The sequence below is a fragment of the Pseudoalteromonas sp. SMS1 genome (assembly GCF_021530565.1).
Lineage (GTDB): Bacteria > Pseudomonadota > Gammaproteobacteria > Enterobacterales > Alteromonadaceae > Pseudoalteromonas.
Map to the genome: position 1 here is coordinate 95,887 of NZ_JAKGBI010000012.1, position 17,871 is coordinate 113,757.

Sequence of the window (17,871 nt, forward strand, 5' to 3'; positions counted from 1 at the left end):
GCGTGGGGACACCGTAAATATGCCTTGTATCGCACCACGGTGATGAAAGTCATTTTACATGAGTATTGCACAAAATATCGTCTACCTTTTTAGAGTAAAAAGCCAAATAAAGGCGATATTTTCCCTTAATTGGGTATAAGAAAAAAGTTTTAGTTATTTATTTTAGTGTTTTCATTTATTTAACTAGAAAATAATGATTTTTTCTGTAAGAGTGTGGGCTGTAAATTATTTACAGTCGTATAAGTTGTGTTGAATAAAATATAGTGGTGCAGTGATGTTACAAGCAATTGCTCGATACGTATCTAGTCATATGACTACCGTTGTGTTACTACCGTGCTTACTGCTAGGAGCGGTAATTTTTTATGATGTATCAGTGTCGGCGAAGCGGATGAATGACGCCTATGATGCAGAATATAATGCGTTTTTAAGTCATGCCGTGCTGAGCGTGATCCATGAAACGCAAAAGGAGCGCGGGGCATCCGCAGGCTTTATCGGTTCAAATGGGGTTAAGTTCAAAGGCAACTTACGCCAACAGCGTAGCCAAACCGATAGGCTGTTAGCTTCGTTAAAAGAAAAACAAAAACATTGGGATTTGATGCCCGAAATGGCCAAAGAGCTCGATGAATTTGAGCGTAAGTTCAGCCGCCTAGCCACGGTGCGTGGGCAAGTTGACAACCTGTCTATCCCCCTCTCTGAAGCGCTAAAGTACTACACCGATATTAATCTCAAAGCGCTGCATATCGTGATCACCGCATCGCGATTAAGTAACGATCACACCATCGCCTCAGAGTTGGTGGCCATTTATAATTTTTCTAGTGCGAAAGAGTCGGCGGGCATAGAGCGGGCGGTATTGTCGAACGTGTTTAGTCGAGATAGCTTCACACCTGCGCTTAAAGAAAAATACGTGGCGCTGATAACCAAACAACACGTGTATCTTGAGGAAGCTCTGGAAGCCTCGCCTTTGGTTATGAAACGGATGTTTGAACGAGCATTGGACAACCCGTCTATGCGTGAAGTTGAGCGATTTCGTCGGGGTGTAGTCGATAAGGACGCTGGGTTTGGCCTCGATGCGGAGGCGTGGTTCAGAGCGGCAACAGATCGCATCAATGTGTTAAAAGAAGCAGAAGAACAAGCACTCAACCTGGTGGATGAAACCGCGATCAAAATTCAGCAACAGGCAGTACTTGTACTCGTCATTGAGCTGATGATTTTGGTGATCGGGCTGGTGGTTACCGCCGCATTATTCTTTGCGATTCGACTGCGTCGTCGTCAGTCGAGCATGATTGCTGAGGGTATTGATATCGCGCGCTTACATAAAAACTTGGGCCATGAGATAGATGTGATCTCCAAAGATGATTTAGGCAGTTCTGCCTTGAACATTAATAACTTAACGAAGCAATTTGAAGATGACTTGGTGGAGTTTGCTCGGGTATCGGCGCAGATTGCAGGATCGTCTCAAGAAACGGCAGCGGCTATCCAGCAGAGTCAAGAAAACTTAATAAGCCAGCAAACGGGTATACAGACGATAGCGTCGGCATCTGAGCAGATGAGCGCCAATATTCAAGTGATAGCAAACTCAATGAATGAAAATGCCGCAGCGGCTAAAACCGTCACGCAGGAGTCTTTACAAGGACAGCAAGTGGTTGCGGATGCGGTGCAGGTTATCCAGCAGGCGTCCGATGATATGGCGCGTTCTGCAACCACTGTCGATGCGTTAAACGAGCGCGTGGGCAGCATTTCGTCTATGGTTGAGATGATCAAGAGTATCGCAGAGCAAACTAACTTATTGGCATTGAATGCCGCGATTGAGGCTGCTCGAGCGGGTGAGCAGGGCAGAGGTTTTGCGGTGGTTGCTGATGAGGTGCGCAGTTTGGCCAGTCGGACCCAAAAATCTACAGAAGAAATTTCCGCATTGGTTTCAGAGCTGCAAACAAGTTCATCCGAAGCATCGAGTGTGATCACCCAAGGCAAAGAAAATGCGCTGGAAGCGGCTGAGCGCGCTGAGGCTATTAAACAAGCGCTGGAGCAAATAGTGGAGCAGGCGCAGCAAGTAGAACTCGTGACAGAGTCGGTCTCGAGTAATACTCAGCAGCAAAGCAATGCCATTGATGAAGTGAGCCAGAATATTACTGCGATTTTTCAAAAAGCGACAGAAAACGTCACCGGTGCCGAGCAGATCAGCGTGGCTGCGACCGACATTGCGAGCGCAGCCAAAGTAATGGACAAACTGATTTCGCAATACTCGGTCAGTCAAGCGGGTCGCTAATGGGGTGTGTAGACAAAGCGGTCATTGATCCCTTTACACTGATCGTGTTTTAGGCGTGGCGCGTAACAAGTAAAAAAGCACACAGGCACTGGTTATGCAACACGCCATTACTCCCAAAAAATTGCTCAACAGCAAATGGACATCCGTGAGTCCAAAGGATAAAGAGAAGCACTTTATCGTGACTGGCGTTGAATTTGACGAAGAGGGTCGCGTTGTCGAATGTGTTATTGAAGCGGTGATGACTCAACGTGAACAGGATATAAATTGGCGCGATCTGAAAGATCCTAAAGTATGGAAAATGGGCTGGAAATAGCTGTTCGTAAAATGGCTTGTGGATACCCTCGCGCAGTTTGTCACCGGCAATCAATTGGCTTCAACTCAAAAGTATGTCGCCATGGTGAATGTCTCAGTGCCGGGGATGCCCATGCACGTAAGCTGCTGTGTAAATGTGTTATCCAGCTCAGTCAATGCTGCGCTCGAGCAAAACGCAAAAAAATAAACACCCCGTGGTTTGAATAGGCGTTTCGAGCCTCACTACCTGCCAATGAAATGCACTGGGCATCCTGCATCTTTATAGGTTAAGGCGCATCAGCGTTTTGCTGTTTTTTTGTATTGGTTAGGTGTCAGCGAGGTATGCTTTTTAAATGCGGTATAAAATGCTGATTTAGAGTTAAAGCCGACCGCCATCGCAATATCAAGGACCGTTCTATCGGTACTTTGCAAATAGTTCGTTGCCTCGTCGATGCGATATTTATTTACGTAGTCAAAAAAGCGTACTCCCAGTGTTTCGTTTAGTGTTTGGGAAATATAATTGGGGGAAGTGTGGATGTGTTTGGCAAGTTTGGGCAATGAAAGGGCTGCATCCAAGTAGAGTTTATCAACTTGCATCGCCTGCTCTATTTTTTGACCAATGCGGATCGCTTGCTCGGTACTCAATGCGCTGCGGCGATATTTTTGTTCATCATCGGCTTGATTGCCCTCGGGGTCATTGAGTGATTCTGGATTGCAACAGGCCGTTGTCGGCGTATACAACTCAGCGAAACCTGGCTTCTGTCTCAGCCCCCAAAGAGCCAAGCTGTAAACGACGACTAATTGCATGAGCGGGTAAATTCGGTCATCAAAATGAATGGGTGCAAAGACGTTATCGAGTACTAGGTTTACGGCGGTAAAGAGCCAAGCGCCTCCGACACACAGCAATAACCAACTTAACCAACGCAACTCTTTTTGTTCTGTAGAGGCAAATACATCTTGCAACTGGCCGCGATAGGTCCTCAATCGTTCGATGATTTTGATGATATAAAATGCAGATTGCAGCACCCATCCCAGCACGCTGATAAACGTCAATATCAACAAACAGTAAATGCTGTAACGGATTAATTTGGGTGCTTGCTCAATGACATCGAGTTGCTCTGTGACTAATATGGCGTTGATGTAGTGTGTGGGCAAAAAAAAGGCACTGAGCGCAATGGTGCAACCAAAGAGTGCGGGTAAAAAATGCGTGAACTCTGATTGTTTTAGCTGCCAGGGTGTTTGGCTCGTGAGCCCTTTGGTGTAAAGCCATAAACTGGGTGAGATCAACAATAACGCCGGTAAAGCGAGCAGTAAACTGGTGACCTGAAATTGCGGCAACAAGTGTTGCATAGTTGGTAAACATATCACGGTGCCAATGGAAAGTAAGCAGAGGCTAAGTAGCCCGTGCACTTGTCTATTTTGTGTGCGTAATAATAGCAGGTGTGTGCTAAACAAGATGATACAGAGCGTAGCTATATTGAGCGCAAAGAGTATCGGCTGCGCATTTATCATAATCTTCCCCTTGCATCGGTTTAAAAAAATAAGATTTAATATCAGTAATTTACTTTTTTATTGTTTGCTATTTGCCCATTTCTACATGCTCAAATAGGTCCTTGCCAATAGTGATGGACGATTTTTTTAGGTGGATGCTCATACTCAACTCACATGTTATTAATCAACACAAAGAGTAAAAAATGACAGCACCTTTGCAGCATACTAAACAAGGCATTAAATTCAACTGGCCGGCCGTGATCAGCCTGTTGATACTCACTGCAATTCCAGGTATACCCGCAATTATTATTGTTATTCTGGTGCTTTTGGGCAGCGGGGCCGTTGCTGGTGTCTCGGAGGCCATCAATGCACAGTACTTTTTAACGCCTGCTGCCATACTGACACATGGTATTGCTGGTGGACTGTTCTTTTTAACAATGCCTTGGCAATTCTCAGATCGTATCAGAGCATACCACCTTCGTTGGCATCAAATAACGGGTCGGGTGGCGGTAATGTCAGGATGCGTGATGGCCTTGTCGGGGGTGTGGATGCACTTAATGCTTTCTCCCCATGATCTCGGAAGCCGGTTTATGTCTCTGATCATTTTAAGTGTGGCGATTTGTGGCGCGTTTATTGTGGCTGTGGTTCAAGTTATAAAGGGGCGCATAGAGCAACATCGAGCATGGATGATGCGGGCGGTGGCATTGGCCCTCGCGGCAATTACACCTATTTTCACTGGTGCAGTATTACAGCTCGTATTTAGTGCATGGACAGGCGGGAGTGAAATCTTGGCGGCGTTACATCATGACTACGATCGACTCATTGCGATGGCTGTCAATTTAGTGGTGGTGGAGTGGATGTTACGGACAAAGCTACGCTCTGCGAGGGAAAACTCGGTGCTGGCACAATGAGGGGATTTTTATTTTCAAAAATATATTGAAACTGATTTAGCATTAAAAGTTATTATCAAAAGTTTGCTAACAACATAGAGTATCTTTTCAGTAGATATAATCATGAGACAGCACGTGAGGGTGACCATGAAAAAGACGATTTTAATTACCGGTTCGACGGATGGTATAGGGCTTGCGACAGCAGTTACCTTACTGGAAAATGGTCATCGAGTGCTGCTTCATGGCCGTAATCAAAGTAAGTTAGACAAAGTGTCTGATGCGTTAAGGGCACAGTTTGGACAGCGTGCTGTGTTTAGTTATTGCGCCGATTTATCCTCTGCAAAAGCCGTGTACATGTTGGCAAAAGCCGTGCGAGACGAGCACCCGCATTTGGATGTACTGATAAATAATGCCGGTGTGTTTAACCTTGAGCAACCTCGTTCGGTTGATAATTTAGATGTACGGTTTATGGTGAATACCATAGCCCCTTTTATATTGACACAAGAATTACTCATATGCCTCACGCCTCACGGTAGAGTCGTGAATCTCTCGTCGGCGGCACAGGCCCCCTTTAATGCCGATGAATTGAGTGCATTGAGCACCCTGTCTGATAGTGCGGTGTACGCCAAAAGCAAGCTGGCGCTGACGATGTGGTCTCAGTCACTGGGTGAAAAGTACAAAGAGACAGGCCCGATGATTGTCGCGGTAAATCCGAAATCATTTTTAGCGAGTAAAATGGTCCATGAAGCCTATGGCATGCAAGGTGGCAATCTTCAGCAGGGGGCTGATATTGTCGTATCAGCGGCGCTTTGTGCGTCTTTCTCTGATGCGGGTGGGCGCTATTTTGACAATGATATCGGGCGCTTTACCACACCTCACAATGCTGCGTCAGACACGGCGCGGATGGATGAGCTGATTGCAGTATTAAATGCCTTGTTTACCAAGTTAAGGGAGCAATCTCACTCCCAATAGGGCACATCCCCGATATACGCTTTAAGATAATCGATAAATACACGTACTTTGGGCGCGAGCAAGCGTGAGTTAGGATACACAGCCCAAAGCGCCGTGTCGTTCACCAAGGGACTATCTTTGAGCACTTGAACGAGTTTACCTTCTTGTAGCGCTTGGTAGGCGCACCACATCGAGCAAAGTGTGATCCCCATGCCTCTGATACAGGCATCTCTGATTGCCTCTCCATTGTCTATTTGCAATCCATTACTGGGTCGAAATTTGATATTACCCTCAGCGTTGGCAAACACCCAGTGCTCAATCCCTGTAAGGTTAATCGTAGGGTGAGCGTGGAGGGTTTGTGGTGAGCTGGGCAACCCATGCGTGGCAATATATTCAGGGGAAGCGCATAAAATACGCGTGTCACTGGCCAATTTACTGGCCACTAATGTTGAATCGCTCAGCGCAGCATTGCGAATCGCAATATCAAACCCACCTTCTACCATGTCGACGATGGTATCGCTCAAACGAAGATCAATATTTAAATCAGGGTAAAGCTGCGTAAACTCGGCCAGCGCTGGCACGATATGCATTCGCCCAAAAGAGGCGGGGGCGGTTATCCTCAATGTCCCCTGAGGTGTGTGGCTACCAGCCCCAATGGCGGCCTTCGCGCCTTCAATGCTTTCCAGTACAGACTCGGCATGCGGCAAAAAAGCCAGTCCTTCTTCGGTCAGTGATACTTTACGCGTTGTGCGATATAGCAGTTTAGTGCCCAATGTTTCTTCTAATTTATTGATATGGGCACTGGCAACCGCGGCGGAGAGCCCCAATTCCTTGCCAGCTAAACTGATATTATGTGTGGCGGCGATGCGTGTAAATAGCTTTAAGTGTGCGATGTTCATTATCAATAAAATCTTAAAACTGATTGTTATTTTTTGGGTATTATCAAAACTATAGCTGGAAAATATACTTAATCCAATCAATCAGTGAGGATTAAATCATGAAAGCAATGACGATAAATGCATTTGGTGGCAGCGACGTATTCACCGAAACTGAGGTAGAAAAACCAGCAGTAAAAGCAGGCCATGTCTTGATAAAGGTAATGGCAAGTAGTGTGAATACGGTCGACACGATGATCCGCGAAATGGGCCCTGCACTGCCACTTTCTCCTGCCTTACCTGCGATATTGGGCATGGACTTTGCTGGCGTCATTGAGTCTGTGGGCGACGGTGTCGATGGGTATCAAATTGGTGATGAAGTGTATGGGTGTGCAGGTGGCCTGGCTGATCTACCTGGTACGCTGAGTGAATTTATGCTCGCAGATGCAAACTTAATTGCGCACAAGCCAAAGCGCTTGAGTATGGCACAAGCGGCAGCACTTCCTTTGGTGGGGATCACCGCTTATGAAGGGTTGCAGCGTGCAGGTATCTCTCATGGCCAAACTGTGCTAGTGCACGGAGGGGCTGGAGGTGTGGGCCATGTTGCGTTGCAGTTAGCGAAGTATTTTGGTGGGGATGTTTACGCAACAGGCAGTAAAGATGCGCAATTGGCATTGATAAACAAACTTGGTGCGACACCGATTAATTATCAAACAGAGTCTGTGGCTGATTATGTGACGACGCACACGGATGGAGTTGGGTTCGATGTCGTCTATGACTCTGTCGGTGGGAAGAATTTGCTTAACTCATTTGACGCAGCAGCATTAAATGGTCATGTGGCGACGACGGTGTCGTTGGCAGAGATTGATTTATCAGTGGCGCATTTTAAGGGGTTGTCACTGCATGTTGTGTTTATGTTGATCCCAATGCTACATAACGTGAAACGCGCAGAACATCACAAGATCCTAGCCTCGATGGCCTCCATTGTAGATGCAGGCCATTTGACGCCTATTTTAGATGACAGCACCTTGGCTTTTTCAGAGATTGGTCAGGCACACGATCGGCTTGCCAGTGGTCAGGCGATGGGTAAGGTGGTGGTGAGTAACACATGGTAGTGAACTCGGTCATCACCTGACAGGTTTAGAATATTGCATAGATCAAAATAGGTGCGCTTTTTAGGCACTGCCGCTATTATAAATTTATGGTTCTAAGTTTATGAGTTGTCAGTGTCTTTTTATTTGTTATCACTATTATTGATTTTTGCATTATTTGGCGTGGCATCGACCTACTTATTGCGCTTTATGTACAGTTATTGGATCCAAAAGCGCTTGGTCTTAAAGTATTTAGGGCTGGCAGGTCTGTGTGTTGTTTGCGTCGTACCATTGGTGGTACTGAACTACTTTTTAGCTGGGTAGACAGTAGCCTTTTGGCTACTGTCTGGGAGACTATTTCAATACAATAGATTGGCAGGTATTGCTAATACACAGAGCTTGGATAGGTAACACAGGCTCGCATATTTCACTGGCAATGGCATTTCGGTTGTTGGCTTTTTCAACGGCAGTAATACGTTGGGCTGCGCGCGCAACGTGCTCTTCATCGACATTGCGAGACGAATATACTAAGTATTTACTTGGCCCACCACAGGTCAGACGCTCACCAACAGCGATGACTTTGCATTGGAAACTGGCATCGCAGCCTTTGTTTGCAATCAATTGTTCAAGTGAATTGTTGCCTTCACTTTGTTGCGGTTGTGTTTCTGTGTAAGTGGCTTCGCACCCAGCTAACAGCATAAGTGATAAGCCAACAAGCGTACCGGCCTTTCGCTTCATCGATAATCCCTAGTTGGTGATTTATTTGTGCCTTCTAGTTTAACACAAGTATTTTCAACACATTGTGTTGCAGGCTGACGTAAATGTTCACAAATGCTGATCATACCGTGTTTGGCATTATATTGTGCCTCGCTATCGGTGAGTTTTTTAGCCAGTTTATAGACTTTTTCTTGGTCCGCTGTTTTGGTGGAAAACACCAAGTAGCTAGAAGGGCCGCCACAAGCGCGGCTCCCTACCGGAATAGCCTGACACTGACTATGACTATCACAGCTTTTATCTTTGGTGATAAAATCTAAATATGCGTGTTGATTTTTAATCGTGGCTTCGTCAATAGCATCTTGGTCATATTTGGCGATGGGTTCTGCTTTAGTCACCATTTTGGCTGGTGTGGGTTTGCTCATCCCTACATCATGACGCGTTGCAGACTTGGTTTGCAGCGAGGCTGGTGCAATAGGCTTTTTGCTTGGCGTGGCTTGTTGTTGTGGTTTTTCAGGCTGCGTTTGCGATTGTGTTTGCTCTGAGCCGGCTTCTGTACTGGAACATCCTGATATTATCACTAGGCTAGCTAGTGTTAGCTTAAGTGCGTTCATAATCTATCCTGTTTTTTTTACACAGTGTGCCGCGCTTTTACCTCAGATACAAGGGAAAGCGCTTAAGGGTATGCGAACAGATCTTTGACAAAATCTGCACAAATTATATTAACTTAGTACGTTGGCACTGCTCACCTTTATTGTCGCTGAATGGCGTGATGAGCAGCATATTTGTGTTGTTTCGTTCACATACCCTTTAAGATTAGAGCGCTTTTGGTTTACAGGCCACCTTCTGTGAGTTTTTGCGGATCAAGTAAGGTTTTAAGTGCTTGCTCACTGAGGTCGGTATTTTCGGCGGCGACTTCGATGATTGGACGCCCTTCTTTGTATGCCAGCTTGGCAATGGCTGCGGCTTTTTCATATCCGATCACCGGATTCAAGGCTGTTACTAAAATAGGGTTACGAGACAGTGCCTGTTGAATACTTTGTTCATTAACCTTAAATGTTGCGATGGCTTTGTCAGCAACCAGACGAGAAATGTTCGCCAATAGTTCAATACTTTGCAATATGTTGTAAGCAATGACCGGCAGCATCACATTGAGTTCAAAGTTGCCCGACTGACCCCCTACAGTAATCGTTGCATCGTTGCCAATCACTTGCGCGCTCACCATAGCGGCGGCCTCTGGGATCACAGGGTTCACTTTACCAGGCATTATCGATGAACCAGGCTGCAGTGCTTGCAATTCAATTTCAGACAATCCTGCAAGTGGGCCCGAGTTCATCCAGCGCAGATCGTTGGCGATTTTCATATTGGCAACCGCTAAGGTCTTAAGTTGGCCAGATAACGCAACAATGGCATCTTGAGAGCCAATGTTATAGAAGAAGTTTGGGCTCGGGTTGAATCGAATTCCCACATTGCTACTGAGGTAACCATTAAAGGTTGCGGCAAATTGTTTATCGGCATTTACGCCAGTGCCAACAGCCGTGCCTCCTTGGCCCAGTTGATAGACCTTATCAAGAGAAGCCAAGATGCCTTCGTAGGCTGAGTCCACTTGTTGTTGCCAGCTGCTCAGTGTTTGCGAAAAGGTCACCGGCATCGCATCCATTAAATGGGTGCGCCCAGTCTTGACGTGATGGCCCACTTCTTTGCTTTTTTTCTCAATGGTTTGTGATAGGTGTTTCAGTGCCGGTAGCAACTCATAAACCGCAGAGGTTGCGCTGCTGACGTGAATGGCGGTTGGGATCACATCATTGGAGCTCTGGCCCATATTGACATCATCATTTGGGTGGATCGAGAGGCCACTTTGTTGGCTTGCTAACGTGGCGATCACTTCATTGGCATTCATATTTGAGCTGGTGCCTGAGCCGGTTTGAAACACGTCAACAGGAAACTGATCTAAATGCGCACCGTCAATCAAAGCCTGACACGCTGTGGTAATGGCTTTTGCTTTGTCTTTGTCTAGATGACCCAATTCTGCATTGGCTTCTGCTGCGGCTTGTTTGATGTATGCAAGCGCACGAATGAAGCTGACTGGCATGTTAAGCCCACTAACGGGGAAGTTGTTAACGGCACGTTGTGTCTGCGCTTGGTAAAGTGCGGTTTCGGGAACTTCTAAAGTGCCCATGCTATCAGATGCGGTACGGTAAGTGGTCATACTGACTCCTAATTAAAAGGATTGAATTCGTGACTAATGATCCGAGCTTCTCGCTCTAGGCGATAAAAAGGCGCCATAGAACGATGTTGTTTTTTATAAAATCGTTTTAATGCGAGAAGGGGCTTATGGAGTTGCTCAAAACATTGCTGCCGGAAGCTCTGATGAGTCAAAGGGTCCGCGATGTGATTAAGCAATTCAAAAAAGACACGTCGTAAATAGAGCTCTTGCAATAACACGCAGGGCTTTCTCTCGTACCACTTGGCCAAATTAAAACCGTCCTCAATAAACTGCGCCACATAAACGGGAGCATCTAAATGAGGTCTTTGGCATTTTGTATCTAAGCGAGGCTGAAATTGGCAAAGTACTTGAGGTGTAACCATAGCGCATTATATTTTAGTGTAACGATAATTATTATCATTACACTAAAATAGGAGATTAGCAACCCTTGCTGACGGGATCGTATTTGCTTGGCGAGAACTCAGTTATAACCGAGAATAAATTGCTCTGTGGTTTGTTCTTTCTCTTGTTCTTTGCTGCTGAGTAAGTCTGCAACCTCTTGCTGGTACGTAGGTTCTGATTCTGGTGTGTTGGACTCAGGAATATGGCCAAGACTTAAATTAGGCATATGTGTCACTTTAGAATACTTCATGGTGGTATCTCCAATTAAGGTATTTGAACGGGCTATACATAAATACTTATAGCCAATACCAAAGTTTTTTGCATACCATATACCAAAATTTTTTTCTTTTTAATTATCAAGTTAATAATTAATTATTACCGATAAAAGTTTGCATTATTCACAGAAAGTTGCATCAATTAGGCGCGTATTTGATCAATTTAGGTGCAAAATGACAAAACCCTTCTCCCAAGCATGTGAAAACAATAAAGATCCCATATTGCAAAAACTGCGTCCGTTCTTTGCTGACGCTGCATATGTGTTGGAAATAGGCTCTGGTACAGGACAGCATGCAGTGCACTTCGCAGCATCGATGCCGTCTCTTCAGTGGCAAACTTCTGATTTGGCGCACAACCACGATGGGATTACCTGTTGGTGTAAAGAAGCCAGCCTCAGTAATTTGAAATTGCCGCTTGTTCTGGATCTCAATATGGCGCACTGGCCCATCACGGAAGTACCTGCAATATATACTGCAAATACGTTGCACATTGTGTCGACAAGACTGGTGGCACGCTTTTTCACTGGGGTGTCGCAACACTTAGCGCCGCATGGCAAATTAGCGATCTATGGACCGTTTAATTATCACGGTCAGTTTACGTCCCAGAGTAACGCCCAGTTTGATACTTTTTTAAAAACACGAGACCCTGACAGCGGTATTAGAGATATTGAATGGATATGTGAATTGGCTGCAGCAGCAGAGCTGACATTGGTGACCGATCACGCGATGCCAGCGAATAATCGTTTATTGTTCTTTAAACGGCAGTAGGGCTTGGCATTGTTGATAATACTGTGCCAGTTGGGCGCGTTCGGTATGGATGAACTCAGCAACCGCTTGCTTAAATAGCGGATGAACAAGGGTATGATATGAGTGAGTATACACAGGCTCAAACCCACGTAATAGCTTATGCTCACCTTGCGCCCCTGCATCAAACCGCTGCAAGCCCTGGAAGATCGCGTACTCTATGCCCTGGTAGTAACATAATTCAAAATGTAAGTGCTCACTTTCTTCTAGTGCGCCCCAATATCTGCCATACAGTGTGTTTTCGTCTATTAAGTATAAACTGGCGGCGATGAAGGCGCTGGGATCATGTTGATGGTTAGCCCGATAAGCGCAGCATAAGGCGGTATTGTCCGGTAAATTGGCAAACAGCAAGGTAAAAAACTGTTGGGTTAAATAACCATTATGCCCCGAACGCTTGCGATAAGTTTGGCAGTAACAAAGGTAAAACTGGGCAATTACTTCAGGCGTAATTTGCGCTTTATGTAGCCACCGGATTTGCAAGTTGCTGTGATTCACTTGGGCACGCTCTTTTTTGATCATTTTTCGCTTACGTGCTTTTAATGATACTAGAAATGCATCGAAATCGGCGTAGTTGCGGTTATGCCAGTGAAATTGGACGCCATGGCGTTTCATCAACTGCTCGGCCGGCCAGTCCTCATTGTTGTGGGGAAAATTAATATGAAATCCAGACCAGCTATGTTGGGACGCTGCGTCGTTGAGCACTGTTAAAATATACTGATGTAGTGTGTCGGTTGGCGTTTGACACAGCAACCGAGAGCCCACAACAGGGGTAAAGGGTACTGCACTGAGCCATTTCGGGTAATACGTTATATTGTGGCGTTCATAGGCTTCCGCCCATGCCCAATCAAATACGTATTCACCATAAGAATGGCTCTTTAGGTAGCCTGGTAAAATGGCAATCGGCCTAGCTTTACCTGTTTGATATATCACCAAATGATGAGGCTGCCATCCCGAGTGGCCACCTACCGAGCGGCTTTGCTCTAATGCATCGAGCCATTCATAACTGGTGAACAGCGCGGTGCCTGCCAATTGTTGCCAATCAGATTTAGGGACTTTCGCGACGGCATCGATAAATCGGTGCTCAAAATCATGACTTGTCAATATGGGACTCCAAAAACGCCATTAGTTGCGCGCGAAGGCCTGCGTAATCTGGGTTAAAGGTGACGCGTGCCAATGGTTGGTGCATTGCTTTGTTGTTGTCATGGTGCTCGCCAAAGGTGATATTTGGGGCTGTTTTACAAACCTTAAAGGCCGCCTCGTTTTCAAAGTAACTACCGCAGTGGCGGTAACTACCGTGTCTACCGTAATAAGGGTGGTTTTGCGGTAGCAGTAAGCCTACATGTGACATATCAACGACATTTTCTAGCTGACTGATTTGCGTCACGTTGATACGCTCGTCAACTGCCATACCATTTTGTGAGTAGAGCCGTAAATCGATAGGGGCGGTGTGGTTTTTGGCCCACCGGTTAAGTAAACGCAGCGTTGCTTGACTGTTTATGGTGGCATCAACATCACTCATGATGGTTAATATTGGCAGATCATCCGGCAGCGTCGTATCCATCATTTCAACCATCACATTATGTACCAGTGCAGCGGCAGCAAGCGGGAACGACTCATATTTGGCGAAGTCTAAATCAGCGTCTTGATCAAGCCAGTCCATCCATGGTACCCAATCTACCCATTGTGCCATCCAACTTTTTTTATTATGTGATGCTGTCGCTGGGGCAACTAAAACCAAGGCTGTCAGGTTTTTCGGCTGAGTGTGAGCAACCTCAATGGTGGCCAGTGCTGCACCGGTTGAAAACCCCATAATCGCAAACTGCTTAAAGTCGGCGGCTGTACGGGCAATGGCATATTGCACATGTGTGTGCCAGTCTTTATTACTCACCCTTCGCAGGTCATCTGCTGCTGTGGCATGACCAGGCAGCAGCATGGAGCGCACATTGAAACCTTGTCTATACAAGTCATTTGCAATGGCATTGAAAATGTAAGGAGAATCTGTGAGGCCGTGGATCAACAGCACGGCCTTTTCATTATTTGCCTGTCGCATCTGATAGGGGGCAAGGTGATCGACAACCCTTGTAGCATCGTGTTGCATATTCACCAAGCCAGGTAATGGGCAAGGCAGCTGAGCGCGTTTGTTGCGTGCAGAGATTAAAGCTCTGGACTTTTTGACATACTGCGCAAAGGTCAGGTTATCGCTGACTGTGATGCTCACATCGCCGAGATCATGGGCGACACGATACTCACCAGACTGTTTACCTTCAATAAATAGCTGGTGGTTAGCTGGCAGTGTTGTGCAATCTTGTGCTGTGGCCCCTGCTGCACTGACAATTGCAATTAAGCCGATGAATTTTTTGAGCATAATTTTGCGTAGTAATCTAAACATGCTCCTAGCTTATCGCGATCAAGGGGTTTTGCAAGGTGGCTGTTAAAGCCGATGGCAATTGCATATGCTTTATCCTCAGGCATGACATCAGCAGTTAATGCGACAATGGGTAAGCGACTTTGGTCATGCGTTTGGCGAATCGTGGAGGTGGCTTGATAACCATCTAGCACCGGCATTTGGCAGTCCATCAACACTAAGTCAAATTGCTGTTCTTGAATACGTGCCACGGCTTGTTGGCCATTTGGGACCAATTGATAGTGCACGTTAAATGAGTCCAACATGGATTTAATGACAATTTGGTTAACCGGGTTATCCTCCGCCACTAAAATGTTGAGTTTACTGATGCGTTCAAGATCAAATTGCGGAATCTGTGCATTGGATGCATCGCCAAACGGGCATCGTAAGTTAAAGCTAAACTGGCTTCCTGCCCCCGGTGTACTGTTGACACTCAGGGTCCCTGACATTAATTCGCACAACTCTTTGCAAATGGCCAGTCCTAACCCGGTGCCGCCATAGCGTCGCGATGTCGAACTATCTGCTTGAGAAAACGGTGCAAAAACCCGTTGTAATTGGCTTTGCTCGATACCAATTCCAGTGTCGGTGACACTAAATTGTACGCGGTAATCTGAGGCACTTTCGACTATTTCACAATGCAGTGAAACTTGGCCTGATTCGGTGAACTTAATGGCATTGCTGCATAGATTAATAAGTATTTGTTCAATGCGTAATTCATCCCCTTTTAACCATACGGCATGCGCAACATTGGTATGGAGTTTCCAGCTGAGGTTTTTCGCTTGTGCACTTGTGGCAAAGAGACTATCCATGCGTTTAAGTAAGTCTTGAAGGTTAAAGTTATGATGGGCTAGTTGCAGCTTATTCGACTCAATTTTTGTGATGTCGAGAATATCATTGACCAAGTGAAGCAGTGTCTTGGCGGCCATATTGATATTGTTGACGTAGCCTTGCAAGACATCTAACGACTCTGTGGTGCGTGTCAATGAAGCAAATCCAATTACGGCATTGAGCGGCGTGCGAATTTCGTGGCTCATATTGGCAAGAAAGCGACTTTTTGCCTTATTTGCTTGTTGCGCATCTTGTAAGGCTTGGTTTAATGACTCGGTACGTTTTGCCACTAAGTGATTGAGGGCATTGTTTTGATAATTATACAGCAGCACAATAAAAGTGATTAACGCACAAATACTGAGTTGCAAGGTCAATAGCCAAATTGTTTGTTGATGATTCAGTGCACTGATGAAGCTATCTTTAATCGCCAGCGTGAGTCGCCATGTTTGGCCTGCAAATTGGATCTGTGTGTAATAATGGGTATTAGCATGGTACGGTTTTTGTGTCGTATCGTGATTGCTAAAAAAGGGGATGTCGCTGTTGCCATCAAAGAAGGCTAAGTCATAGTTGTTGGCCTGTGTGGTTTTTAATACCGAGTTCAGTAGTACATCGGTTTGTACCACACCCATGGCATATCCGGTAATGTCAGCATGGCTATCTTGCTGCCCAGAACTTGGTTGAAATACAGGTGAAAACAACACATAAGCGGATTGAGCTGGCGTCGTCTGGATTAATTTGACGACATTAGTGGCGCGGGGTTGCAAGATGATTTCAGGGTCTTCCAGCGCAGCTTTGCGATTCGCTCGCGAGTAAACATTAAACCCCAACGAGGTGAAATTCTCCGCTTGAGGGGATACGTATTTGACGATAACGAGGGGATCGGTTGGATTCAGGGGGACTCCTTTGATTTTTACTTCATTTCGGTAAAGCTGATCAAGCGCAACTTGCATCTGTTGAAGCTGTGATTGTGCAGCTCTTTGTCCCCAAGAAAGCGCAAATAAAAAGGGGTAGCGTTGACGCTGCTGCTCGGCAACTTGTTGAAACTTGTTTGAGTCAAATTCTGGTAACGACTGCAATTTAGCAGCCATCCCTTGTACCGCTAACATACTGAGATTGACGTGGCGCAACACTAAGTTTTCAATGATGTTGATTTCGCGCTGAGCTTCTCGTTTTGCCGCATTCAAATTGCCTAAGTTATACAAGTGGGTGGTCGCTGTGACCGACATAAATAATATGGCACAGGTCGCAAACATAATGCGCTTGTGTTGATAGGGGCGCTGAGCAAAGACGGTTAAGTTGAGTAGCATCAATAGCAGGGGGGTAAAGATCAAAATACCCAAACTATCACCTAACCACCATGCTATGACGTTTTGCCAGTGTTGTGAAAAGGCATACAGAGGATTAAATAGGCTCAGTGAGAGCATTCCGATATTGGCCGACACGAGATTAACCAAAATACCCACCAGTAACACATAGTAGGCAATGTACTTCCGAGAGCGCATTAACAGTGGATCACCCAGCCAGAGACGCATTAAGTAACCACCTATCATGCCCTGCAGAACCGCGCCTGTTGCGACAATGATGACTTGTAAAACATCGGTGTAATTGTTAATCGGCGCTTGAAAGCCAAAATAGGTGGTCCAATTGAAAAGCACTGATGCGCCAAATATGGCTGGGGCAAATCGCCAACCCCAGAGGCTGCACCCAATTAACGCGATGCCAGCAGGTAACCAAATTGGCAATACTTGATTTTGAAAGGCGAATGATGTGAAGAGCTTACCAAACCCAAAATAACCCAAAGTCAGTAGGACATAGGCGGCAAAATTATGGGCGGGTGAGCGAAATTGAACTTGCATGAATTAATGGCCTTTCAAGGTCATAACGGCACTCCACGTTTATTGAAGGTCTGCTTTAATACGATGGTTGACTCAACCGCCGCGATATAGTCTAAATTCGCCAAACTATGCTTCACAAAGTGCTCATAGCTCGGTAAGTCAGCTGCGATAATTTCGAGCAAATAATCATGACTACCAGAGACCACAGAGCAGCTGCGCACTTCTTTTAGTACATCCACATGTTGTTCAAAACACTCTGCAGCTTGTACAGAGTTTTTGGTGAGACGGATAAATGCATAAACTAGAACTGAATAGCCTACCGCTTGCGGTGAGATATCTGCATGATACCCCAAAATCACGCCATCTTGCTGGAGTTTTTTAACTCGTCTTAGGCACGGTGTATCGGACAAGCTGGCTTGCTCAGCCAAGGCGGCATTGCTCAAGCGCGCATTGTTTTGTAGTGCGCTTAGCAAAATACGATCTTTGTTATCGATATCAGGCATATTAGTTAAATCTGCTACTTTTAAGAATAAAAAATTGATAATCCA

The 17,871-nt window shown here is 45.8% G+C and carries 16 protein-coding genes; 6 read left to right on the plus strand and 10 right to left on the minus strand.

Going from position 1 to position 17,871, the window contains the following annotated elements; genetic code table 11:
* The first annotated feature begins 274 nt into the window (after nt 1-274).
* Both L1286_RS13590 and L1286_RS13595 read left to right on the plus strand, forming a co-directional pair.
* A complete protein-coding gene (locus tag L1286_RS13590; RefSeq protein WP_235407595.1) occupies nt 275-2,266 on the plus strand; it encodes a methyl-accepting chemotaxis protein in 1,992 nt (663 codons plus the stop codon).
* A 94-nt stretch (nt 2,267-2,360) separates the two neighbouring features.
* On the plus strand, nt 2,361-2,579 hold the full coding sequence (locus L1286_RS13595; RefSeq protein ID WP_235407596.1) for a TIGR02450 family Trp-rich protein: 219 nt from the start codon (nt 2,361-2,363) through the stop codon (nt 2,577-2,579).
* A 275-nt stretch (nt 2,580-2,854) separates the two neighbouring features.
* Here L1286_RS13595 and L1286_RS13600 read toward each other — a convergent pair whose 3' ends face one another.
* Entirely contained in the window at nt 2,855-4,069 is a 1,215-nt protein-coding gene (locus L1286_RS13600; protein ID WP_235407597.1) for a helix-turn-helix domain-containing protein, read from the minus strand.
* Nucleotides 4,070-4,251: 182 nt separating this feature from the next.
* On the opposite strand from L1286_RS13600, the gene L1286_RS13605 reads away from it, so the two are divergent.
* Together L1286_RS13605 and L1286_RS13610 are read left to right on the plus strand one after the other, a co-directional pair.
* Nucleotides 4,252-4,959, plus strand: a complete 708-nt coding sequence (locus tag L1286_RS13605) for a DUF2306 domain-containing protein (RefSeq protein WP_235407598.1) — start codon at nt 4,252-4,254, stop codon at nt 4,957-4,959.
* A 126-nt stretch (nt 4,960-5,085) separates the two neighbouring features.
* Nucleotides 5,086-5,910, plus strand: a complete 825-nt coding sequence (locus tag L1286_RS13610; RefSeq protein WP_235407599.1) for an SDR family NAD(P)-dependent oxidoreductase — start codon at nt 5,086-5,088, stop codon at nt 5,908-5,910.
* Here L1286_RS13610 and L1286_RS13615 read toward each other — a convergent pair.
* Nucleotides 5,898-6,788 carry a LysR family transcriptional regulator gene (locus tag L1286_RS13615; protein WP_235407600.1) on the minus strand — a complete coding sequence of 297 codons (891 nt, stop codon included), beginning with the start codon at nt 6,786-6,788 and terminating at the stop codon, nt 5,898-5,900. The genes L1286_RS13610 and L1286_RS13615 overlap by 13 nt on opposite strands.
* 98 nt (nt 6,789-6,886) lie before the next feature.
* Here L1286_RS13615 and L1286_RS13620 point away from each other — a divergent pair, with 98 nt between their 5' ends.
* Entirely contained in the window at nt 6,887-7,879 is a 993-nt protein-coding gene (locus tag L1286_RS13620) for a zinc-dependent alcohol dehydrogenase family protein (protein WP_235407601.1), read from the plus strand.
* 330 nt (nt 7,880-8,209) lie between these two features.
* Here L1286_RS13620 and L1286_RS13625 read toward each other — a convergent pair whose 3' ends face one another.
* The 4 genes from L1286_RS13625 to L1286_RS13640 all read right to left on the minus strand — a co-directional run bounded on the left by L1286_RS13625 (nt 8,210) and on the right by L1286_RS13640 (nt 11,427).
* Nucleotides 8,210-8,593 (minus strand): hypothetical protein, encoded by a 384-nt coding sequence (locus tag L1286_RS13625; protein ID WP_235407602.1) that lies wholly within the window; start codon nt 8,591-8,593, stop codon nt 8,210-8,212.
* Entirely contained in the window at nt 8,590-9,183 is a 594-nt protein-coding gene (locus L1286_RS13630) for a hypothetical protein (protein ID WP_235407603.1), read from the minus strand. Before L1286_RS13630 ends, L1286_RS13625 begins: the two co-directional genes overlap by 4 nt.
* 218 nt (nt 9,184-9,401) lie before the next feature.
* Nucleotides 9,402-10,778 carry a class II fumarate hydratase gene (locus L1286_RS13635; RefSeq protein WP_235407604.1) on the minus strand — a complete coding sequence of 459 codons (1,377 nt, stop codon included), beginning with the start codon at nt 10,776-10,778 and terminating at the stop codon, nt 9,402-9,404.
* Nucleotides 10,779-11,256: 478 nt separating this feature from the next.
* Nucleotides 11,257-11,427, minus strand: coding sequence for a hypothetical protein (locus L1286_RS13640; RefSeq protein WP_235407605.1), 171 nt, complete (start codon nt 11,425-11,427; stop codon nt 11,257-11,259).
* Nucleotides 11,428-11,626: 199 nt separating this feature from the next.
* On the opposite strand from L1286_RS13640, the gene L1286_RS13645 reads away from it, so the two are divergent.
* Nucleotides 11,627-12,220, plus strand: a complete 594-nt coding sequence (locus L1286_RS13645) for a DUF938 domain-containing protein (protein WP_235407606.1) — start codon at nt 11,627-11,629, stop codon at nt 12,218-12,220.
* On the opposite strand, the gene L1286_RS13650 is transcribed toward L1286_RS13645, so the two are convergent.
* The 4 genes from L1286_RS13650 to L1286_RS13665 are packed head-to-tail and all read right to left on the minus strand — an operon-like array spanning nt 12,197 to nt 17,826.
* Nucleotides 12,197-13,357, minus strand: coding sequence for a GNAT family N-acetyltransferase (locus L1286_RS13650; protein WP_235407607.1), 1,161 nt, complete (start codon nt 13,355-13,357; stop codon nt 12,197-12,199). The genes L1286_RS13645 and L1286_RS13650 overlap by 24 nt on opposite strands.
* A complete protein-coding gene (locus tag L1286_RS13655) occupies nt 13,344-14,645 on the minus strand; it encodes an alpha/beta hydrolase (RefSeq protein ID WP_235407608.1) in 1,302 nt (433 codons plus the stop codon). Before L1286_RS13655 ends, L1286_RS13650 begins: the two co-directional genes overlap by 14 nt.
* Complete coding sequence (locus L1286_RS13660; RefSeq protein WP_235407609.1) at nt 14,597-17,344, minus strand: ATP-binding protein; 2,748 nt, start codon at nt 17,342-17,344, stop codon at nt 14,597-14,599. The genes L1286_RS13655 and L1286_RS13660 overlap by 49 nt, the downstream gene beginning before the upstream one ends.
* Nucleotides 17,345-17,364: 20 nt before the next feature.
* On the minus strand, nt 17,365-17,826 hold the full coding sequence (locus L1286_RS13665) for an Lrp/AsnC family transcriptional regulator (protein ID WP_235407610.1): 462 nt from the start codon (nt 17,824-17,826) through the stop codon (nt 17,365-17,367).
* Between the last annotated feature and the right edge of the window lie 45 nt (nt 17,827-17,871).